20 protein-coding genes and 1 pseudogene are annotated in these 19,885 nt (G+C 70.1%); 5 read left to right on the top strand and 16 right to left on the bottom strand.

Annotation, left to right across the window (positions count from 1 at the left end; all coding sequences use genetic code 11):
- Nucleotides 1–12: 12 nt before the first annotated feature.
- The gene (locus MYK68_RS04415; RefSeq protein WP_247866501.1) at nucleotides 13–699 is read right to left on the bottom strand and encodes a response regulator transcription factor; all 687 of its coding nucleotides are present in this window, start codon (nucleotides 697–699) and stop codon (nucleotides 13–15) included.
- A 299-nt stretch (nucleotides 700–998) separates the two neighbouring features.
- Here MYK68_RS04415 and MYK68_RS04410 point away from each other — a divergent pair, with 299 nt between their 5' ends.
- Nucleotides 999–1,205: a hypothetical protein gene (locus MYK68_RS04410; RefSeq protein ID WP_247866500.1), complete on the top strand. Its 207-nt coding sequence runs from the start codon at nucleotides 999–1,001 to the stop codon at nucleotides 1,203–1,205.
- A gap of 28 nt (nucleotides 1,206–1,233) precedes the next feature.
- On the opposite strand, the gene MYK68_RS04405 is transcribed toward MYK68_RS04410, so the two are convergent.
- The 3 genes from MYK68_RS04405 to MYK68_RS04395 are packed head-to-tail and all read right to left on the bottom strand — an operon-like array spanning nucleotide 1,234 to nucleotide 3,929.
- Nucleotides 1,234–1,404, bottom strand: a complete 171-nt coding sequence (locus MYK68_RS04405) for a hypothetical protein (protein WP_247866499.1) — start codon at nucleotides 1,402–1,404, stop codon at nucleotides 1,234–1,236.
- A 10-nt stretch (nucleotides 1,405–1,414) separates the two neighbouring features.
- Complete coding sequence (locus MYK68_RS04400; protein ID WP_247866498.1) at nucleotides 1,415–2,998, bottom strand: FAD-dependent oxidoreductase; 1,584 nt, start codon at nucleotides 2,996–2,998, stop codon at nucleotides 1,415–1,417.
- Nucleotides 2,999–3,008: 10 nt separating this feature from the next.
- Nucleotides 3,009–3,929: an AurF N-oxygenase family protein gene (locus MYK68_RS04395; protein WP_247866497.1), complete on the bottom strand. Its 921-nt coding sequence runs from the start codon at nucleotides 3,927–3,929 to the stop codon at nucleotides 3,009–3,011.
- 181 nt (nucleotides 3,930–4,110) lie between these two features.
- On the opposite strand from MYK68_RS04395, the gene MYK68_RS04390 reads away from it, so the two are divergent.
- A complete protein-coding gene (locus MYK68_RS04390; RefSeq protein WP_247866496.1) occupies nucleotides 4,111–4,881 on the top strand; it encodes an SDR family oxidoreductase in 771 nt (256 codons plus the stop codon).
- 198 nt (nucleotides 4,882–5,079) lie between these two features.
- Here the strand turns inward: MYK68_RS04390 and MYK68_RS04385 are convergent, their stop codons facing one another.
- Entirely contained in the window at nucleotides 5,080–7,338 is a 2,259-nt protein-coding gene (locus MYK68_RS04385; RefSeq protein ID WP_247866495.1) for a CocE/NonD family hydrolase, read from the bottom strand.
- Between the two features lie 214 nt (nucleotides 7,339–7,552).
- Nucleotides 7,553–7,726, bottom strand: a complete 174-nt coding sequence (rpmF, locus tag MYK68_RS04380; RefSeq protein WP_247866494.1) for a 50S ribosomal protein L32 — start codon at nucleotides 7,724–7,726, stop codon at nucleotides 7,553–7,555.
- 191 nt (nucleotides 7,727–7,917) lie between these two features.
- Between rpmF and MYK68_RS04375 the strand changes: the two genes are divergently transcribed.
- On the top strand, nucleotides 7,918–8,850 hold the full coding sequence (locus tag MYK68_RS04375) for an AEC family transporter (RefSeq protein ID WP_247866493.1): 933 nt from the start codon (nucleotides 7,918–7,920) through the stop codon (nucleotides 8,848–8,850).
- Between the two features lie 130 nt (nucleotides 8,851–8,980).
- Here MYK68_RS04375 and MYK68_RS04370 read toward each other — a convergent pair whose 3' ends face one another.
- The 4 genes from MYK68_RS04370 to MYK68_RS04355 are packed head-to-tail and all read right to left on the bottom strand — an operon-like array spanning nucleotide 8,981 to nucleotide 13,596.
- On the bottom strand, nucleotides 8,981–9,439 hold the full coding sequence (locus MYK68_RS04370; protein WP_247866492.1) for a hypothetical protein: 459 nt from the start codon (nucleotides 9,437–9,439) through the stop codon (nucleotides 8,981–8,983).
- Between the two features lie 17 nt (nucleotides 9,440–9,456).
- Nucleotides 9,457–10,119, bottom strand: coding sequence for a DUF1707 SHOCT-like domain-containing protein (locus MYK68_RS04365; protein ID WP_247866491.1), 663 nt, complete (start codon nucleotides 10,117–10,119; stop codon nucleotides 9,457–9,459).
- A 56-nt stretch (nucleotides 10,120–10,175) separates the two neighbouring features.
- Nucleotides 10,176–12,164, bottom strand: a complete 1,989-nt coding sequence (locus tag MYK68_RS04360) for a vWA domain-containing protein (RefSeq protein WP_247866490.1) — start codon at nucleotides 12,162–12,164, stop codon at nucleotides 10,176–10,178.
- Nucleotides 12,154–13,596, bottom strand: a complete 1,443-nt coding sequence (locus tag MYK68_RS04355; protein ID WP_247866489.1) for a sigma 54-interacting transcriptional regulator — start codon at nucleotides 13,594–13,596, stop codon at nucleotides 12,154–12,156. The genes MYK68_RS04360 and MYK68_RS04355 overlap by 11 nt, the downstream gene beginning before the upstream one ends.
- Before the next feature lie 42 nt (nucleotides 13,597–13,638).
- Here MYK68_RS04355 and MYK68_RS04350 point away from each other — a divergent pair, with 42 nt between their 5' ends.
- Entirely contained in the window at nucleotides 13,639–14,223 is a 585-nt protein-coding gene (locus MYK68_RS04350; protein WP_247866488.1) for a TIGR03086 family metal-binding protein, read from the top strand.
- A 133-nt stretch (nucleotides 14,224–14,356) separates the two neighbouring features.
- On the opposite strand, the gene MYK68_RS04345 is transcribed toward MYK68_RS04350, so the two are convergent.
- The 6 genes and pseudogenes from MYK68_RS04345 to MYK68_RS04320 all read right to left on the bottom strand — a co-directional run bounded on the left by MYK68_RS04345 (nucleotide 14,357) and on the right by MYK68_RS04320 (nucleotide 19,422).
- Nucleotides 14,357–15,136: a PaaX family transcriptional regulator gene (locus tag MYK68_RS04345; protein WP_247866487.1), complete on the bottom strand. Its 780-nt coding sequence runs from the start codon at nucleotides 15,134–15,136 to the stop codon at nucleotides 14,357–14,359.
- Between the two features lie 163 nt (nucleotides 15,137–15,299).
- A pseudogene (locus MYK68_RS04340) lies at nucleotides 15,300–16,189 on the bottom strand (TauD/TfdA dioxygenase family protein).
- Nucleotides 16,186–17,031: an ABC transporter ATP-binding protein gene (locus MYK68_RS04335; protein ID WP_502798301.1), complete on the bottom strand. Its 846-nt coding sequence runs from the start codon at nucleotides 17,029–17,031 to the stop codon at nucleotides 16,186–16,188. Before MYK68_RS04335 ends, MYK68_RS04340 begins: the two are co-directional and overlap by 4 nt.
- Nucleotides 17,009–18,046, bottom strand: a complete 1,038-nt coding sequence (locus MYK68_RS04330; protein WP_247866486.1) for a taurine ABC transporter substrate-binding protein — start codon at nucleotides 18,044–18,046, stop codon at nucleotides 17,009–17,011. Before MYK68_RS04330 ends, MYK68_RS04335 begins: the two co-directional genes overlap by 23 nt.
- A gap of 5 nt (nucleotides 18,047–18,051) precedes the next feature.
- Nucleotides 18,052–18,813, bottom strand: coding sequence for an ABC transporter permease (locus MYK68_RS04325; RefSeq protein ID WP_247867919.1), 762 nt, complete (start codon nucleotides 18,811–18,813; stop codon nucleotides 18,052–18,054).
- 201 nt (nucleotides 18,814–19,014) lie between these two features.
- Nucleotides 19,015–19,422, bottom strand: a complete 408-nt coding sequence (locus MYK68_RS04320) for a YchJ family protein (RefSeq protein WP_247866485.1) — start codon at nucleotides 19,420–19,422, stop codon at nucleotides 19,015–19,017.
- Nucleotides 19,423–19,509: 87 nt separating this feature from the next.
- On the opposite strand from MYK68_RS04320, the gene MYK68_RS04315 reads away from it, so the two are divergent.
- Entirely contained in the window at nucleotides 19,510–19,884 is a 375-nt protein-coding gene (locus MYK68_RS04315) for a GntR family transcriptional regulator (RefSeq protein ID WP_247866484.1), read from the top strand.
- Nucleotide 19,885 lies beyond the last annotated feature (1 nt).

Here is a 19,885-nt window from a genome sequence, read left to right as displayed (position 1 = left end):
GGGACCCATGAGCTACGGCGCGTTCTCGCGGAGCACGTAGCCGACGCCGCGGACGGTGTGGATGAGGCGCGACTCGCCGTCGGCCTCGGTCTTGCGGCGCAGGTAGCCGATGTACACCTCCAGCGCGTTCCCCGAGGTCGGGAAGTCGTAGCCCCAGACCTCCTCCAGGATCCGGCTGCGGGTGAGCACACGGCGCGGATTGCTCATCAGCATCTCCAGCAGCGCGAATTCGGTGCGGGTGAGGCTGATCTGCCGTTCACCGCGGGTCACCTCACGGGTCACCGGATCGAGGGTCAGGTCCTCGAAGCTCATGGCCTCGGAGTCCAGGTCGTCGTCACGGGTGGTGCGCCGGGACAGGGCCCGCAGCCGCGCGAGCAGTTCTTCCATGGCGAAGGGTTTGGGCAGGTAGTCGTCGGCACCGGCGTCCAGGCCGCTCACCCGCTCGGACACCGAGTCGCGCGCGGTCAGCACCAGGATCGGCAGGTCGTCGCCCGCCGAACGGAGCCGGCGGCACACCTCGAGTCCGTCCAGGCGCGGCATCATCACATCGAGCACCATCAGGTCGGGCCGATCGGCCACCACCTTCTCCAGTGCCTCCAGCCCGTCGCCGGCCGTCTCCACGGTGTAGCCGTTGAAGGTCAGGGAGCGGCGCAGCGACTCCCGGACGGCACGATCGTCGTCGACCACAAGAATCCGCATGGCTACTAGTCTTAACCCTCCCAGGTAAGAAGGCGCTGAGCGCCGCGCCGGGAAAGCGCCTTCCACGGCGGCGCGGCCTCCGGACCGCATTCCGGTCCGGCATGCCGGCGCCCACCGGGCCGGTATCCGACGGTCGCAAGATTTCTGGACCAGAAACCGGTTTCGACGAATCTACCTGCGCGTATTCACCTCAGCGACGCTTGCGGCGCCGCGCCGCCCCGGATGATCACGTGAGCCGGTACGCGATACCGCACAGAACGGGAGCGACGATGGTGTTGACAAGGAACCGCGATGTCACGGTGCGCGGGATCGCGTGGCGCGGGGCTTGGCTCGCGGCACTGACGGTTCTGGCCTGGTGCGGAACCGGGCTCACGACGCAGGCGATCGCCGGGCTGATCGGGTTCGCGATCGTCGCCGTGTGCTCGGTCTTCTACGGCACCTGGTCGTTCGACGGTGAAGCCCGGCGCAAGCGGCTGGACGCGGACGGCGCCGCCCGGGCCCGGTAGCCGCCGGCCTCGGTGGACCCGGGCAGGGTCACTCCGGCGCGGTCGGTTCCTCTTCGGCTTCCAGCGGCTCGTCCGGATCGGTGAACGAATCGTCGGTCTCGGTGTCGCGGACGGCGGCCTCGGCCTGCTCGCGCGCCTGCGCCAGCTCGGCGTCGTGCATGCGCTCGTTGCGCCCCTTCATGCCGAACATCCCGGTCACTCTCCTTCCGTCAGCGTTTGCGGCGGCCTGCGGCCGAGAGCATGTCGGAGACCTCCGTGAACTTCACCCGCGGGCGCCCCTGCTGCCGCCCATTCTCCCGCTCCCGGCGGTCGATCGCCAGGATACCGCGGTATCCGACGACGGCCCGCTTCCGGCGGCGCAGCAGGGCGTCGAACGCCTCCGGCTCCGACGTCGGCCGCACGATTCCGCCGTTCACCACGTCGTCGATGAACCTCTCGACCGTCGCGGTCGCCTGCAGTTTGTTCGCACCGATGCCGCCGGTGGAACCGCGGCCGGCCCAGCCGAGGACGTAGGTACCCGGCAGCGGCTCGCCGTCGGCACCGATCACCCGTCCGTCGACGTTCGGGAAGTAGCCGGCGTCGGCGTCGAACGGCAGGCCGCCGATCGGCGCCGACCGGTAGCCGATGGAGCGCACCAGCAGGTCGGCCGCGATCGGATGTTCGCGCTCGCCGGTCCGCACCGTCACCGTCTCCAGGTGGCCGTCGCCGTCGGTCCGCACCGGGGAGGTGTGGAAGAGGAAGACGATGCGCCGGTTCTCCGGGTCCGCCGGCCGGTCCAGTTCGGGCAGCGGCCCGTCGGCGTCGTCGTGCACGACCACCTCCACGCCCGGGATCACCGACAGCGCGCGGTATTCGGCAGTGGTGTAGGCCGCGGACTCCTGGCCGCGGCGGCCGAGCACGACCACCTCGTGGATGTTCTGTTCCCGAAGCAGCGCCAGGGCGCGGTCGGCGATGTCGGTGCGGGCCAGCAGTTCCGGCGGCGACACCAGGATGCGGGCGACGTCGAGCGCCACGTTGCCGGTGCCGACGATCACGGCGCGGCCGGTGCCGTGCGCCGGGATCCGGGGGCCGGGCGCGCCCGGCACCGCGTTGTACCAGGCCACCAGATCGGTCGCCGAGGTCGATCCGGGCAGATCCTCCCCCTCGATCCCGAGGCGGCGGCTCTGGGATGCGCCGACCGCGTAGAAGACGGCGTCGAAGTGCTCGGCCAGTTCGGCGGGCGTGATCTGGCCGGCCTCGACGTCGTCCCCGACCTCCACGTTGGTCGCCATGGTCACCTTCGGATCCCGGTAGAGGATGTCGAAGGTGCGCATCACGTCCTTGGTGCTCGGGTGATCCGGCGCCACCCCGGCGCGGACCAGGCCACCCGGTGTGGGCAGCCGGTCGATCACCGTGACGTGCGCGCGAGTCCGGTTCAGGAGGGTCCGCAGGGCGTAGCCGCCGGACGGACCGGTGCCGACCACGGCCACGCGCAGGCCGTCCGGCAGCCGCGGCAGGTCCGGATAGACCACATCGCTCCACCCGGACGAGATGTGCGGGTTGTTCGCGTAGTAGTCGGCGTTGATCTCGGCGAAGATCGCCTCGCGCGGGCCGAGCCTGTCGGCCGGGAAGATCGCGTTCACCGGGCACGCGTCGGCGCACGCACCGCAGTCGATGCAGGCCTGCGGGTCGACGTGCAGGATGTCGGAGGTACCGAAGCCGCGTTCCTCGGGCGTCGGATGGATGCAGTTCACCGGGCAGACGGCGACGCACGCGGCGTCGCTGCAGCACGACTGCGTGATGACGAAGACCATCGTCGCTCCGTTACAGCATGTGGGCGGCGCGATAGTACCGCATCGCCGGCTTGGTGAGCAGTCCGACCTCGTCGAGGAACTCCATGAGGTGCGCACAGCTGCTGCGGATCATCGAATGGAAGTGCGCGTTGGCGCCGGCCTCGGCGACGGCGCGGTCGGCGTCGAGCCCGGCGTCGGCGTAGGCCTGCGGCTGGATCAGGTTGGTGACGATCATGTACGCGCCGAGGGCGACGTAAAGCGCGCTGAACTGGCGGCGGAACCGGCTGATCCCCTGCACCGACTCGCGCACCTCTTCGCGCGCGAACTTCATGTGGCGCGACTCTTCGAGGACGTGGATCTCGTTCACGGTCCGGATGAACGGGAGGACGCGATCGTCGCGCATGCAGCCGCGCTGGAAGACGTCGAGCACCTCCTCGGCCACCAGGATCCCGGCGTAGGCGACCTCGTTCTTGGCCGTCGCCTTGAAGAACTTGCCGAGCCGTCCGACCGTGCGCCCCGGCCGGTACGACCGGCCCACCATCTTCTCCGATGCCTTGGCGAACATGATCGAGTGACGGCACTCGTCAGCGATCTCGGTGAGCGCGAACTGGAACTCCGGCGAGTGATACTGGCCCAGGTACTGGTCGCGGACGACCATCTCCTGAAGGATCATCTCGAACCAGATACCGATGCACATGATCGACGCGAACTCGTGCCGGGTCAGCGAGATCCGCTGCTCCTCGGACATCTCGTTCCAGTAGTCGGTGCCGTAGAGCGAACTCCACTCCGGGCTGCAGCCGTACTTGTCCGGGTCCATCGGCAGCGACCAGTCGATCTCGGTCATCGCGTTGCGGGACAGCCGGGCGGCCGAGGCCAGCAGTCGTTCCGAGACCTCGTTCGGTCCGTCATCCTGCAGGCTGGTGAGAACGTCGTTGTTCACGGTGACAGTCATGTCGTCCACCTCCATTGGGGACGTCGTGTGCGCGAGCCCGTCGTGTGACGGACTTCATTGTTACAACATCTATTGTCACGTTATCACCGGGTTGCGCCCGGGTCGAGGCGTCTGGAACCGTTACTGATCAGTAAGTTTTGCGGAGGGACACGCCCTGCGCGCGGGACGAGTGGAGGAACTCATGTCATCGATCTTCATCTCCGGAGGTGCCGCCGGCATCGGTCTGGCGACGGCCAAGCGCTTCGCCAGCGAGGGCTGGACCGTGGGGATCTACGACGTCAGCGACGACGCCCTCGCCGCTGCGAAGGCGGAGAACCCGGACTTCATCACCGGCAAGCTCGACGTCCGCGAGCCGCAGCAGTGGGCCGACGCGCTGGCCGATTTCACCTCGCACACCGACGGCCGTCTCGACGTCCTCGACAACAACGCCGGAATCCTGATCTCCGGCGACCTGGCCGACATCACCCCCGAGGCGATCAAGGCACAGATCGACATCGATGCCCTCGGCGTCGCCCTCGGCGCGCAGGCCGCCCACCCCTACCTCAAGGCGACCCCCGGCGCGCACCTGGTGAACATCGCGTCGGCCTCGGCGATCTACGGCCAGCCCGGCATCGCCGTCTACAGCGCCACCAAGTTCTTCGTCGGCGGCCTCACCGAGGCGCTGGAACTGGAATGGCAGCACGACGACATCCGCGCCGTCTCGATCTGGCCGCTCTGGGCCAAGACCGCGCTCGCCGACACCGACGCGAAGTCGACGCAGACCCTCGGCGTGCGGCTCACCCCCGAGGACGTCGCCGAGAAGGTGTGGGAGTCGGTGCACCCGAACCGCGTCGACCTGCTGACCCGTCGCACCAGCTACTCGGTCGGCGCCCAGACCACGTTCCTCGGCAACGCCTCCAAGTTCCTCCCGAACAGCGCCGTCCGCCTGGTCAACAAGGTGCTGTCGCAGTAAGTCGCCGTTTTCGGGAGGGGCGTTTCGACACGTCTCCTCACGGAGTTCACATTGAGCTCCGTCGAAATGTTCGTCGACGGCGGGGCGGGCTGCGGCAGGTCACCGACAGCCCGTTGAGCCGTCGAGGCGAGCAGGCTGCGACAGCCCGTTGAGCCGTCGAGGCGCTAGCCGAGACGTGTCGAAACGACCTTCCCGGCGCTAGCCGCCGTTGAAGGCGGGGCGGTACGACCGGCAGGGCTCACCGCGCAACGATTCGCACGGCGGGGTGGGCCCGCCGGCCCGCTGGCCCGGAATCACCGGGAGCACCAGCGTCGAACCGCCCGCGCCCAGTTGCAGCGTGTCGATCACCCGGCCGCCGGTCGCCGGGGTGTCGAAGCGCCACGACGTCTTGTCGCCGCCGGGCGCGGTGATCGTGACGCGGATCCTCGACCCCGCGCGGAAGGTGTGGGCGATCGGATTCAGCGAGATCCGCATGGTCTGGACCCCCGACATCGGTGTCGGGGTGAGCCAGTCGCGGCGCGGATCCAGCGCCGTCGCCTGCGCGTTGGTCTGACGCAGCGAGGCCCGCAGCACCCCGGTGGTCACCAGGATCTCGGTGCCGTCCGGCCGCACCTCCGACACGGTCGCCTGCAGATCGGTGTCGGGCGCACTGCTCGACAGCTTCAGATCCAGGCTCGCCGGGCCGACCGCCATCAGGTCGTGAGGCTGGGCACCGGTCACGAATCCGACGCCGGCCCGGCCGGGGATCGGCGCCCAGTCGTACTTCGCCGAGGCCGACCACGGCTCGGTCGAGGCGCCCGAGACGTTCATCGTCCCGGCCGGGCGCGCCTTCGGATCGGGCCGGAAGGCGACGGTCGACGCGGCGCCGGGCGCGCCGGTCAGCGCGCCGCGGGCGTCGAGCGTCCAGCGCTGGCCGTCACCGGCCGCCGGGACCGGCCACGCGCTGAAGCCCCGCGACCACGGGGACGACAGATTGCCCGGGATCGGGGTGCCGGACCCGTTGTCGAAGAACACCTGCACGCGCGGGTCCCGCTCGAAGGCCCGCTTGGCCTGCGCGAGCGTGGTGGCTTCCGGGTGCCGGGCCGTCACCAGCGGCCGTCCCGGAGAGTTGGTCACCGCCCCGTAGATCACCGGCATCAGCCCGGTGAGTGCGTCGTTCTGCGTCGGTGCCGTCCGGTCGACGAAGATGCGCAGGAACTCGTACCACGGGCCGAGGAACTGCGGCCCGATCGAGTCGAGGTGGGCACCGTTCATCATCCGCACCCACACGTTCTTGTTGCCGTTGAACTTGTCGATGATCGACGTCCACTGCGGTCCGGTCTGCTCGTCCTGCAGGGCGCCGACCAGGTACACCGGCACGTTCACTTTCGGCGCCCAGTACGACGGCGACCGGTGGTCGAGCAGCGCCCGGTTGCGGGTCGGGTTCTCCTCGATCAGCTGCTTGATCTGCTGGGTCTGTAGCCGCAGCTTCTGGTTGGCCTTGCAGTGCTGGTCACCCCGGCGGACCAGTTCGATCGCGTACGGCTGGGCGCCCTTCTCCGGCGCCGGGCGCGCCTCGGCCTGCCGGTCGGACAGCCAGGAGTTCGCGAAACCGGTGTTGAAGATGCCCCCGGGGAAACCGGTCGAGTAGAGGTCGTCGGTGAGGCTCATCGGGGCGATCGCGGCCAGGCTCGGCGGCCGTGTGCCGGCGACGGAGATCTGCGAGATGCCGGAGAACGAGATGCCGACCATGCCGACCTTGTGGTGCTTCACCCAGGACTGCGCGCCGACGGTCTCGACGATGTCGTAGCCGTCGTAGATGGTCGGGTAGTCGAACAGGTCGAAGGCGCCACCGGAGCAGCCCGAGCCGCGCATCTGGACATTGACCGAGGCGAAACCGGCGACCGGCGCCACCTCGTTGCCCAGCAGCGTGCCGGTGGCCGGGGCCATCGGATCGGGCATGTGGGCGAGGCCGCCGAGCGCGCCGAGCAGGAAGTCGTCGGGCGCCGCGTGCTGGTAGCCGGAGTATTCGATCACGGTCGGGAACGGGCCGTCGGCCATGGTCTTGCCGATCGGCAGCCGGACGGTGACGGCCAGTTCGACGCCGTCGCGCATGCGCACGTAGTTCAGTCCGGGCCGCAGATGCTGGCCGGTGTAGAGCGAGCGGTTCGGCGGCGCCTCGTCGCGCACGGCGAAGGTGTTGCCGGTGGCGCCGTTCACCACGAAGCGATAGCCGCCGCCGGCCGGCAGATCGCGCACCAGGAAGGAGCCGAGGCGGTCGACCGTTCCGCTGCCGACCGTCGCCCCGGCGCCGTTGAGGAGCCGGACCTGCGCGCCCGGCCGGGCGTCGAGCAGATACGCCTGGTAGACGCTGCCGTGGCCGCTTCCGACGCGCGGCGCGGCGGTCGCGGGCGACTGACCGAGCCCGGCGAGCACGAGTACGGCCGCCAGGACGGCGGTCCAGATCGAACGGCGCATGGATTCCCCAACCCTGATTCGTCTTCACCCTCGGCGAGGGCGATCTCTGTCACATCTGAGGGCTGAGAGTAACAGATTCAATACAGATTCGTATTGAGCGATCGTGGTTTCGGTACATCTTCGTATCGCGAGGGCCGGGCACGACCGCCGCGGCGGAGAGACGACGAAGCCGCGATCCCCCGGAGGGAATCGCGGCTTCGTCGAGTGTCTTAGCTCAGCGGCGGTCGAGGTCGACCAGGCCCAGCTTCGCGGCCTTGACCAGGCGGCGCGGCATGCGCTGGGTCACGCCGTTGATCTTCTCTTCCTGCAGCGGGGCGTTGTCCGCCTTCCACTGCGAACGACGACTGCGGGTGTTCGCCCGCGACATCCGGCGCTTCGGTACTGCCATGGTTCCAGCCCTTCTCTACTAGCTCTATCCTGCGTGCGCGAGTGGGGTTCGGGGTGCCCGATCCGGCCGACTCGCGGCCAAGTCTCGCTGAGGTGTTGCGCGCTACCCGCGCAACACACAACCAGAACAGACTAACGGTCGCGGGTGCCCGGTGGCAAAACGCGGCGCCAGGCACCTTTAGACTGGCGGCAGTGTCAGGCGTCGTCTCCGGTTTCACCGTCATCCTCATCGTGGTCGTGATCGGCTGGCTGCTCGGCCGATTCGACGTCCTCGGTGAGCACGGGATCTCCGTCCTGGCCCGGCTGGTGTTCTTCGTGTGCACGCCCGCACTGATGATCACCTCGCTGACCAGCAACGATCTGTCCGTCGTCTTCTCCTCGACGTTGGCCGTCGCGGCGATCACCGCCGTGACGGTGGGGGCGATCTACTTTCTCCTGGTCCGCCTGCTGTGGCGGCGGCCGGTGCCCGAGGCCGTGATCGGCGCGCTCTCGTCGTCGTACGTGAACAGCGTCAACCTGGGGCTGCCGATCGCACTGTTCGTGCTCGGCGATGCGTCGTTCATCGCACCGCTGCTGCTGTTCCAGATCATGCTGTACTCGCCGGTGGCGCTGACCGTGCTCGACCTCACCGCGCTCGACGCGGCGCACCGGGGGTCGCTGTGGCGCACCATCGGCACCCCGCTGAGCAACCCGATCGTGATCGGCGGCCTGATCGGTCTGGCACTGTCGCTGGCCGGTGTGCACCTGCCCGCGGCGGTGTTCTCGCCGCTGGACATGCTGGGAAAGGCCTCCGTTCCGCTCGCCCTGCTGGCCTTCGGATTGTCGTTGACGGGGGTGAAGGTGTTCGCCAAGGGTGCGGCGCCGCGCCGGGACATCGCGCTGGCGAGCGTGCTGAAGATGCTGCTCATGCCGGCGCTCGCCTATGTGCTGGCCCGGTGGGGCTTCGGCATGACCGGCCACCACCTGTTCGCGCAGGTGGTGATCGCCGCCCTGCCGACCGCGCAGAACGTGCTGGTCTACGCGACTCGCTACTCCCGCGGCGATATCCTGGCCCGGGACAGCGCCCTGGTCACCACCATCGCGTCGATCCCGGTGATCGCCCTGCTGGCCGTCGTGCTGACGTAGCGGCTCGGCGCCTCATGACCCGACCGTGGCGTAGCTTTCGGTGATGTGCCGCCGAAATGCCGGCGACCTGCGGTTTCACCGAGGACGACGGGTTCCCCGGCGAAGCTACGTCACGGTACGGTCAGCTCCGTCAGAGAGTCGTGAGGCAATAGACGCGCGCCGTGGACTCCGCCCGCCGGCACAGCTCGCGCAGGGCGGTCGCCACCGCCAGCAGCACCTCGGGCTCGGCCTGCCCCCAGAACTCCTCGGCCTGCGACCACGGACCGGCCGCTCGTTCCAGCGCACCGTCGTCGGCGTCCAGCAGTGCGGCCACCGTGCCGTCCGCGACCGCCAGCACCGCCTGCTCGCCCGGATCACCGGCGACGACCCGCCCGCAGTCGGGGCGGTCGATCAGCGCGATCGCGGCCTCGTCCGGCAGACCCCGGAGCAGGGCTTCCAGCGTGGTCAGTTCGACGACGGGGTCGGGCCCCAGGACCGGACCGCCGAGGACGAAGCCGTCGTCCAGCGGCCCGAGCACCACTGGAAGGCCCGCGCCCAGGACCCGCGCCGCGGCGGTGTCGTCAGCCGCCGCGAAGTACTCGTTCGTCACGCCCATCCTCGCGGGCTTCAGTTCGCGCGGCGGGGGCCGGTGTCGTCGCCGCGGCCCACGCGCCGGGTGTCGACCCCGCCCATCAGCGCGAAACCGCGGATCACGATGCGCGGAGCGCCGGGCTGGCCGGGGCCCGCCGCGCGCCCGGAGAAGCCGCCCATGATGCCCGAGCCGTGGACCTCGACGGTCACATCGGTCGGCACGGTGATCCGGATCCCGCCCATGATCGCCTGGCACGAGATCTCCAGGATCGGGGAGGTGAACTCGACATCGCGCAGGTCGATCTCGGCGCCGCCCATGAACGCCACCACCGACAGGTGAGCGCCGACCACCGCGCCACCGCTGATCTCGCTGCCCGACATGATGGCGACGGCCCGAGTCACCGGGGCGGCGCCCGAATCGCTCACCCGGGTCTCGTTCAGTGTCACGTCGGCCACGGCGCCGGTCAGCCGGTTCATCGGAAGGTCGGCGCACAGGGCGTCGAGGTCGGCGAGGGTGGTCGCCGCCATCGCCGTACCGGCCCGGTCGGTGTACTCCTCGGGGGTCAGCGCACCCACGCTCATCGCGGCCGAGAGAAAGGCGTGCGCCTCCTCGCGGTCCGCGTTGCTGGCGCGAATCCCGGCGCGCTGGTCGTTCCCGATCGGCGCCGGGTAGTACTTGCCGTGCTGCGGTTGGGTCACGCTTGTCAGTGTATGTGCGCGGGAGTGGTCTCGACTCCGCTCGACCGTCATGGGGGTCAGTGGCGCGAGCGGAGGTAGTCGCCCACGACGGCGGCGCCCAGGCCGTCGAGGTCCGGACTCACCACGCGGCCGCCGATGCGGCGGGCGATCTGGTCGACGAAGCGGGCGAGCCCGGGGTCGTCGCCCAGTTTGAAGAAGGTCACCTGGGCGCCCATCCGGGACAGGTGGTCGAGTTCGCGGACGGTGAGGCCGATGGTCTGCGGGTGCGGCGGGTAGTAGAAGAACGGTTCCCCGCCCGAGTCGAGATGAGCGGTCGGCTCGCCGTCGGTCACCACCAGCACCACCGGCTGCGCGTTCGGGAAGCGCCGCAGATGCCGCTGCGCCAGCAGCAGCGCGTGATGCAGATTGGTGCCCTGCTCCATCCGGGGTTCCAGCGAGGTCAGTTCGTTGACGTCGGTGTCGCGGGCGTAGCGGCCGAACTCGATCAGGTGCAGTTCGTCGGAACGGAACCGCGTCGAGATCAGCTGGTTCAACGCGAGGGCCGTGCGCTTCATCGGCGTCCAGCGGCCCTCCATCACCATCGAGAACGACGTGTCGACCAGCAGCACGACGGCGGCCTGCGGGCGTGCCTGCGTGTCGGTCACCTCGACGTCGCCCATGTCGATGCGCACACCTCGAGTGGCCATGTCCGCCAGCGGATCGGACCCGGGCGGGGCCTCGGCGACGGTCCGCAGCACCGAGTTCCCGATGGTGCGCGTGACATCCCAGGGCTCGGTGTCGCCGTACGCCCATTCGCGCGTGGCGCCGGTCGGCTCACCGAGCCGGCCCGCGACGTCGGCGTCGCGCTCCCCCGCTCGCGACGACAGCTGCGCGGCGATGTCGCGCAGAATCGCCTGCCCGAGCTGACGCATCGCCTTGGGCGACAACCGCAGCTGCCCGTCCGGGTCGCGCTGGAAGAAGCCTTGCTCACGCAGTGCCCGGTCGAGCTCGGCGAGTGTCCGCGCGTCGGCGGCGGCCTCGTGGCCGAGCTGCCGGGTGAGGGCGTCGAGGTCGATGTCCTCCAGCTGCGCCCCGGCGTAGCCCTGGGAGAGCTGTTCGGCCAGGTCTTCCAGCTCCCCGATGTCACGCAGGGCCGCGGCGCCCTCGCCGAGTCCCATCGGGTTGTCGCCGGAGAAGCGCTGCCCGCCATCCCAATCCAGGTCCGGCCGCGCCTCCCGTAGCGCCGCATCCATCTGCGACAGCTGCCCCATCAACTGCGGTGAGCCGAACGCCTGCTGCGAGAGTTCCGCCAGTTCGGCCTGCTGCTCCGGGGTGAGCGAGTTGAAGAACTGCTGCGCCGCCGCCGATCTGCGTGCCAGCGCGTCGATCAGTTCCTCGGTGTTCTCCGGATTCTCCGGAAAGTACTCTCCGTGCTTGTTCATGAACTCGGCGAACCGCTCGGTGGTGTCCTCGCCGCGGTTGTAGGCGTCGAGAAGCTCGTTCAGGTCGCTGAGCATCTCCGAGATCGCTTGGCGGTCTTGCTCATTCGCGCCTTCGAGCGCCTGCTTCATCCCGGCGAACCGCTGGTCCAGGAGTTCCCGGCCGAGGAGGTCGGCGATCTGCTGGTACTTCTCCCGGGCCTGCGAGCTGCGCCACTGGTAGTCGGCCAGTTCGCGCACGGCCTGCGCCGTCGACGACGGGAGCGCGCCGATCTGCATCTCGGCGAACCGGGCCTCGTCGTCGAGGTCCCGGGCGAGCTGCTTGCGTTCGGCGAGCACCGCCTCGTCGAGCAGTTTCCGGATGTCGCCGAAGGTGCCGTCAAGGTTGCGTTCGCGCAGGAGTTCCCGGCGCCGCCGGTTGGCGAGTTCGGCGAGCCGGTCGAGCCCGCGGGTGGTGCCGTCGCCGCGGCGCAGGAATTCGCGCAGCGCCCGCTCCGGCGACACCCCGGACATCACGTCCTCGCCGATCGCATCCAGCGCCGACCGCAGATCCACCGGCGGCGCCAGCGGATCGGGGCCACCGGTGTAGCGCCGGTAGCGGGTGCGGTGATAGCGGTCAGGACTCATCGTCGGGCTGCTCGACGTGGTAGACGGTGCGGCCGCGCTCGTCGGGCTCCTTGCCGATGCGGCGCGCCAGATACAGCCCCTCGAGGGCGAATTCGAGGGCGCTCGCGCGTTCGGCGTCGTCGATCTCGAGCTGCTCGGCCAGCTCGTCGAGCAGATCGGTGACGGCATCGTCGTCGAGCGCGTCGAGCACCTGCGCGGCCGGGATCCGGTCGCCGGTGAGCACCGCGTCGCCGCCTTCCAGCCGCTCGACGAGCGGCCGCATGTCGATGCCGCCGAGGCCCGCGCGGACCGCGTCGGCGGTGGCCTTGCGCAGTAGGTATTCCAGGATCTCCAGTTCGCGGCCCTCTTCGCCGGACTCGAACTCGACCTTGCCGCGCAGCACCTCGATCACCGATTCGAGGTCGATCGGCCGGGCGACGGCGATCTCTTCGCCGGTCACCGTCGCGCGGTGGAGCGCCGCCGCGGCGACGGTCTCCGCCCCGGCGATGGAGAAGCGCGCCGAGACACCGGAGCGCTGGTCGATCGACGGGTGGTCGCGCAGGTAGCGGGTGAACCTCGCGAGGATCTCAATGAGGAAGCCCGGCACCGTCGCGACGAGGTCGGCCTCCTGCTCGATGACGTCGATCTCGTCGTCCAACTCCAGCGGGTAGTGGGTGCGGATCTCGGCGCCGAAGCGGTCCTTGAGCGGGGTGATGATGCGGCCGCGGTTGGTGTAGTCCTCGGGGTTGGCGCTGGCCAGGACGAGGACGTCGAGCGGCAGGCGCAGATTGTAGCCGCGGACCTGGATGTCGCGCTCCTCCATCACATTGAGCATGGAGACCTGGATGCGTTCGGCGAGGTCGGGCAGCTCGTTGATGACGATGAGTCCGCGGTGCGCGCGCGGGATGAGACCGAAATGGATGGTCTCCGGATCGCCGAGGCTGCGGCCGGCGGCCACCTTCATCGGGTCGATGTCGCCGACGAGGTCGGCCACCGAGGTGTCCGGGGTGGCGAGCTTCTCGCTGTATCGCTCGCTGCGGTGACGCCATTCGACGGGCAGGTCGTCGCCGAGACCGGCGGCGCGGCGGATCGATTCGGGGAGGATCGGCGAATACGGGTGCTCGTCGAGTTCGGAGCCGGCGATCACCGGCGTCCACTCGTCGAGCAGGTTCGGCAGCGTGCGGAGGAGTCGAGTCTTGCCCTGGCCGCGCTCGCCGAGGAGCACTACGTCGTGCCCGGCGATCAGGGCCCGCTCCAGCTGCGGGACCACCGTGGACTCGAAGCCCACGATCCCTTCCCACGGGTCGTCCCCGGCGCGCAGGGCGGTCAGCAGGTTGTGCCGGATCTCGTCCCGGACGTCGCGTTCGACGTGCCCGGAGGCGCGAAGTTCGCCGAGTGTCGCGGCGGTCGGAGCGGAAGATTTCGCGGAGTGGTGCGCAGTCTCGAATGCCACGATTCCACGCTACTCGCCGATCCCGCGGGTAGCGTCGATCTCATGGCCTGGGACTCACTGCAGATGTACTCCAACGGACTCGACTTCTTCGGTGAGGTGGTCGACGCGGTGCCCGCCGACGGGTGGGGCCGGCCGTCGCCGTGCGCCGGTTGGACGGCGCTCGACGTCCTCGGTCACGTCGGCGCGGCCACCGCGATGGGCGCCGCGATCCTCGCCGGTGAACCGGTGGAGTTCACCCGCGTCGATCCGCCGGGTGGGGCGGTGACCGGCGACCCCGGCACGTGGTGGGCGCAGGTGGAGGCCGCCGCCCGCGACGCCGCGACCTCGGTGGACGACCTCGATCGGGTGGTGAACTCGCCGCGGGGACCACGCACCATCGAAGAGGGTTTGAGTTTCCCGGCCGCCGACCTGTTCCTGCACGGCTGGGACATCGCCGCCGCGGCCGGCCGCCGGGTGGAGATCCCCGGCGAGGCCGTCGACTTCATTCACGGCATGTTCAAGGACATGCCAGCCGAGATCTACCGCGGCCCCGGGATCTTCGGTCCCGAGGTCCACGCCGGTCACAGCGCCTCCGCCACCGACAAGCTGATCGCGTTCACCGGCCGGGACCCGCGCTTCGGCTCCTGACGCGCTGCGAAGGATGACCAGACGGCCGCGGTGACCATCAGCGTGGCGGCCGTCGAGCGAGCCGGGGCAGTGCACGGCGGGTACCGAGATCAACGGCCGGCCTGCGTCGATCAGGGCCCTTCCCATGGGGCGTCTACAGGCCGGATATCTCACGCCAGCGGGCGTGAGCCCCCGGCGTCAGGTCGGTGCGCAGTTCACGCAGGCGACGAGCCGCCTCCAGGCCGCGCCACTCCGGCAGCAGCACTTCGGGCAGTCGCGGATCCATCGAGGCCATCCGGCGCAGGCCGTCGGCGAGTTCGAGGTGAGCGAACAACTGCTCGTCGCCGGGCGCGAAACGCCGGCCGTCGAACCGCTGGAGCAGATCGTCGTAGGCCTGCTCGGCGGCGGCCAGATCCCACGAGCGCCGGACCAGCCGATCCTGGGAGACCCCGGGAATGGGCAGCTCACCGACGAACGACAGCGTGCTCTCGGTCAGCCGCAACTCATCGATCGTCCTGGACACCTCGGCGGCGCGCCGGTGATGAGGCGTGACCCACACGCCGGGCGCGGGATTGCCGAGACCGATCCAGCGCAGCGCCGCGTAGAGCCGGTTGCGGGCCGACCGCTGCGACTCGGGGATCGAGACGCACACCACCAGCCAGTGTCCGTCCCAGCGCGTGCTGTCGATGTCGGTGGAGAACCCCCGGATGTCGCCCTCGGTGAACAGCCGGTGCGCCGGATCGGTCAGGGCCCACAGCGTCTCCCGCCCGCTGCGGGTGGGCGTCAGCAGCCCCGACGCTCCGGTCCGGACGATCGCCTGGCGCGCGGCGTGCTCGCCGTAACCCAGACCCTGGAGCACGTAGACGAGAGCGGCGGTGCGCACCGGACGGTCGCCGAACGGCTCCAGCAGGTCGCCGAGCACCGTGACCAACACCGATCACCCGTCCGTCGACGACCGCCGCGGTGTCCGGACAACGCGCAGGCCACGCCGCGAGCGCGAGCCCGACGACCTCGCCGAGCTGATCGGTGTTCCTGTGCGGTCCGCGCTTCCGCCGCATCACCGGACAGGTGATCAGCCCCGGCGGCGGGATCTCGGCCTAGTTCAGGTAGGGCTCGATCGGGCCGTTCGGGCCGACCGGGAGGTCGCCGCGCAGGGTGACCCGATGCATCAGGCGCCGCTGAGCATAGTCGCGGTTGGCGTAGTGGGCGGTGCTGCGGTTGTCCCAGAGCACCAGGTCGCCGAGGCGCCAGCGGTGCCGCACGAGGTGCTCTGGCTTGGTGAGGTGCGCATAGAAGACGTCGAGCAGGCCCCGGCTCTCCGCGTCCGACACGCCCTCGATGTGCGAGGTGAAGCCGGGGTTCACGAACAGGCTGCGACGGCCGGTCTCCGGGTGGATCCGGACCACCGGGTGCCGGACCGGGCGCAGGTCGCGGACCTGTTCGCCGTCCCAGACGTTGCCCGACCCGCCGCGGCGCTGGCGCAGGTAGTAGCCGAACTCGCGGTTCCCGTCGTGCACGGCCACCAGCTGATCGGCGAGCCGTCGCAGCGGCGCCGAGAGCGAGGCGTACGCGGCCTCCGCGTCGGCCCACCGGTGTCGGGCAGAATCAGCGGCCGCAGGACCGACGCGGCCGGCGGACGCGGCATGAAGGTGACATCGGTGTGCCAGACGTCGGCGAAACCGCCGTCGGCGCTGTCGAGTTCGTACACCTCATCGGGCACGTCGCCGCTGTCCCAGACCGGATGCCCGAAGGTCACGTCACCCAGACGGCGGGCGAAATCGATGTGCGCGGCGTCGTCGATCGCCTGGTCGCGCAGGATGAGCACCTTGAATTCGGTGAGCGCCGCGCGGATCGCGGCGACCTGGGCGTCGTCGACGGCGGCGACGTCGACGCCGTGCAGCCGCGCACCGAGGTTCGGGCCGAGACGTTCGACGTCGAACTCGACTCCGCGGTTCAGCGCGGCCGGGGCGGTGATGATGGCGGTCATGATCGTTGTCCTCTCTCGGCTGCGGCGGCCGCCGCCTTGACGGCCGTCGCGATCTCGGTCCGGAGCCGGTGGTAGTCACCGGTCTCCCGCAGGGCATCGGGGTCGACGCCGGTGCGTGGCAGCGTCGAGCGCAGATCGGCGACGATCCGGCCGGGCCGGCCGGACAGCACGACGATCCGCGTCCCGAGGAAGGCCGCCTCGTCCGGGCTGTGGGTCACGAAGATCGTCGTGCGGCCCGATTCGGCGCCGACCCGGCGCACGTCCGCCTGGAGTCGTTCGCGGGTGAGCGCGTCGAGGGCGGCGAAGGGCTCGTCCATGAGGAGCAGCGAGGTCGGCACCGCGAGTGCCCGGGCGATCGCGACGCGTTGCTGCTGGCCGCCGGAGATCTCCCAGATCCGCCGGTCGCCGGTGCCGTGCAGCCCGACCCGTTCGAGCAGGTCGTCGGCGCGGGCGGCGCGTTCGCCGCGCGGGACTCCGGCGTATTTCAGGGCCAGTGCGACGTTGCCGCGCACGGTCCGCCACGGGAACAGCCGGGGCTGCTGGAAGACCACCCCGGAGCTGTGTCCCGGCACCGGCGCCGCAGCGTCGACGAGCACCGTGCCGGCCGTCGCCGGCTCGAAGCCGGCGATCAGCCGCAGCAGCGTCGACTTGCCGCAACCGGACGGTCCGACGAGGACCACGAACTCCCCGGCCGGTACCTGCAGGTCCACCGGTCCGAGCGCGGTGACGCGCTGGTCGCCCTTGCCGTATTCGCGGACCGCACCGGTGATCGAGACCCGGCCCGCCGGGCGGTCCGCGGGTGCGCGGGTGGTGCCGCGGTCAGTGGACGTCGTCGAAGACACCGGGCAGTCCTTCCGTGTAGATCGCCGCGTCGAAGTCGGCTTGCGACGGCACCGAGGGAATCTGGTTCTGCTCCTTGAGGAACTCCGCGGCGGCGCGCAGATTGTGCGCGACATTGCCCGGAGGCCCCTGCGTGCCCAGCCATTCCGGCGAAGCGATCTGCGCCGGAGTGAGGAAGATTCCCTGGCTCAGCTGCGCCGCGGCGTCGGCCTCGGTGGTGCCGATCTGCGCGGCGACCGCCTTCGCGGCGGCGGCCGGGTCGGACTTGATCAGGTTCAGCGCACGGGCCTGCACCTGTCGCCAGGCGTCGACGACCTTCGGGTTCTTCGCGGCGAAGTCGCTGCGCACCACGCCCAGGTCGAGGGTCGGCTTGCCGTCTGTGGCGAGCTGGCGGCTGGAGATCAGCTGCTTGCCGGTCTTGCGCAACTCGTCGAGCGTCGGCAGCCAGGTGTAGACGGCGTCGACGTCCCCGCGCTGCCAGGCGGCGAGCGAGGCCTGCGGCTGCAGGTCGATGATGTCCACCGACTTCGGGTCGACGTGCGCCTGGGCCAGCGCGGCCAGCAGGCTGTAGTGCGCGGTGGACGCGAACGCCGTCGCCACACGCTTGCCCTTCAGGTCCGCGACCGATTCGATCCCGGTGCCGTTGCGGGCCACCAGAGCCTCGTTGTCGCCGGCGACGTCGAGCACGAAGGCCACCTTGTAGCCGATGCGCAGCGGGTCGGACAGACCCCGGGCGACCGGGCTGGACCCGATGGCGCCGAAGTCGACCTTCTTGGCGATGAACGCGGTGTTGATGTCGGCACCCGAATCGAACTTGGTCCAGACGATGTTGTAGTCCGGGAGCGCCTCCTCCAGCCAGTGGTTGTTCTTCACGATCAGGTCACCGCTCGGGAAGCTCTGGTACGCGAGCCGGATGGTCGGCTTGGACGAGTCGCCCGAGTTCGACACCGAGCAGCCGGTGACCGCGGCCAGCACCACGGCGATCACGGCGAGCAGCAGGTGGGGACGAATCTTCATGGGGGTCAAGCCTTTCCACGCCAGGGAACGACGCGCGTCTCGACGCCGCGCAGCACCCCGTCGATGATCAGTCCGGACAGGCCGATGGCGATGATGCCCACCAGCACGACCGGGATGTTGTTGTAGTTGGAGGCGTCTTTGACCACGCCCCCGATTCCGGGAACTCCGTTGAACAGTTCGGCGGCGACCACCGACGAGTAGGCGATGCCGACCGACAGCCGGATGCCGGTGAAGGTCTCCGGGAGGGCGGCAGGCAGCACCACATCACGCAGCACCGCGCGCCGCGAGGCGCCGAGCGCCCGGGCCGCCTCCACCAGCGGGAGCGGCGTCGCGGCCACCGCGGACGTGGTGGCGACGGCGGCCGGCGGCAGCGCGGCGAGGGCCAGCAGGGTGATCTTCGGCGCCTCGTCGATGCCGAGCCAGATCACCAGCAGGAAGAAGTACGCGAGCGGTGGGAGCGCACGCAGGAAGGTCAGCCACGGCTCCAGCAGTCGTCGCACCCAGGGCACCGAGCCCATCGCGACGCCGAGCGCCACGCCCGCGGTCACACCGATCAGCACGCCGACGAAGACCCGCCGGAGCGTCATGTACAGGTGCTCGGCCAGGTAGTAGTCCGCGTAGCCGCGGACGCCGTCGTGCGTGGTCGACATGTCGACGAACGCGTCCCAGATCTTGCCGAGCGGCGGCACGAAGGTCTCCGACCAGATCCCGGAGATCGCGGCGAGCTGCCAGAGACCGAGAAAGATCAGGACCGAGGCGACCGGCAGGGCGACGGCGCGGCCGGCCCGGCGCCAGAGGGGCTGGTGGTCGCCCGAGCCGGGGCTCCGCTCGCCCGGCTGCACGGCGGCATCCGGCAGAGCGAGGCCCGCGGCCGGGTTGTTGGTCAGTGAGGTCACCCGACAAGGTGTACGCGGCCTGGCCCGGTGAGCCCATGCTTGGAATCAGGGCGCGCGCAACCCCGTCGTGCGTTACCCGATAGCGCCGTCGACGTAGTACCAGCGGCCGTCCTCGCGGACGAAGCGGCTGAGTTCACGCAGCTCTCCGCGGCCGTCGGGACCGCGGCAGACGGCGGTGAACCCCACCGTGCCCTCGGTATCGAAAGGCCCACCGCCACTCCATGATTCGACATTCAGGTGAAGCCATCGCTGCTGTGGATCGAGGTCGAGCGATGCCGGCCTGGTGCTCGGATGCCAGGTGTCGAGCAGGTGCGCGACGTCGCCCAGAGCGAACGCCGTGTAGCGGCTGCGCATGAGCGCCCGGGCCGTCGGCGCCGGCGCCCCGCCGCCCCCGGCGAGGTAGCGGAGGCAGCAGGCCCCGAGGGTGTCGCCGCTCCCGCACGGACAACGACTGCTCTCCGACCATGCCCGTTCACCCATGCCGCTCACGCTACCGATCCGGCGTTGACAGCCCGGCATCGAGGTGTCATGGTTAATTAGTCAGGTAAGTAACCAAGGGAGTCGACGATGAAGGACGACGGCCGGCCGCTCTTCCAGCAGATCGCCGACCGGGTCGCGGACTCGATCGTCGACGGATCACTGGCCGAGGAGACCCGCGCGCCGTCGACCAACGAGCTGGCGGCCTTCTACCGGGTCAACCCGGCCACCGCCGCGAAGGGCATCACCCTGCTCGTCGAGCAGGGGGTGCTCTACAAGCGCCGCGGCATCGGCATGTTCGTCGCCGACGGCGCCCGCGACCGGCTGCGGCGGGAGCGGCAGGAGTCGTTCGCCGTCCGATACCTCGATCCCCTGCTCACCGAGGCCGCCCGGCTCGGCCTCGACGCCGGGGACGTCATCGACCTCATCCACCGGCGCAGCACCGACGCCACCGAAAAGGAGTAGC

The organism is Gordonia sp. PP30 (assembly GCF_023100845.1).
Taxonomy (GTDB): Bacteria; Actinomycetota; Actinomycetes; order Mycobacteriales; family Mycobacteriaceae; genus Gordonia.
Note: the sequence above shows the minus strand (reverse complement) of the source record. Positions and strands in the feature narration are given on the sequence as shown.

What these genes read in the sequence shown, in the direction of transcription:
- MYK68_RS04390 (WP_247866496.1), top strand. Translation starts at nt 4,111, where the DNA reads ATGTCATCGATCTTCATCTCCGGAGGTGCCGCCGGCATCGGTCTGGCG.
- MYK68_RS04415 (WP_247866501.1), bottom strand. Translation starts at nt 699, where the DNA reads ATGCGGATTCTTGTGGTCGACGACGATCGTGCCGTCCGGGAGTCGCTG.
- MYK68_RS04360 (WP_247866490.1), bottom strand. Translation starts at nt 12,164, where the DNA reads ATGAGTCCTGACCGCTATCACCGCACCCGCTACCGGCGCTACACCGGT.
- MYK68_RS04385 (WP_247866495.1), bottom strand. Translation starts at nt 7,338, where the DNA reads ATGCGCCGTTCGATCTGGACCGCCGTCCTGGCGGCCGTACTCGTGCTC.
- MYK68_RS04330 (WP_247866486.1), bottom strand. Translation starts at nt 18,046, where the DNA reads ATGAAGATTCGTCCCCACCTGCTGCTCGCCGTGATCGCCGTGGTGCTG.
- MYK68_RS04400 (WP_247866498.1), bottom strand. Translation starts at nt 2,998, where the DNA reads ATGGTCTTCGTCATCACGCAGTCGTGCTGCAGCGACGCCGCGTGCGTC.
- MYK68_RS04315 (WP_247866484.1), top strand. Translation starts at nt 19,510, where the DNA reads ATGAAGGACGACGGCCGGCCGCTCTTCCAGCAGATCGCCGACCGGGTC.
- MYK68_RS04395 (WP_247866497.1), bottom strand. Translation starts at nt 3,929, where the DNA reads ATGACTGTCACCGTGAACAACGACGTTCTCACCAGCCTGCAGGATGAC.
- MYK68_RS04320 (WP_247866485.1), bottom strand. Translation starts at nt 19,422, where the DNA reads ATGGGTGAACGGGCATGGTCGGAGAGCAGTCGTTGTCCGTGCGGGAGC.
- MYK68_RS04350 (WP_247866488.1), top strand. Translation starts at nt 13,639, where the DNA reads ATGGCCTGGGACTCACTGCAGATGTACTCCAACGGACTCGACTTCTTC.
- rpmF (WP_247866494.1), bottom strand. Translation starts at nt 7,726, where the DNA reads ATGGCAGTACCGAAGCGCCGGATGTCGCGGGCGAACACCCGCAGTCGT.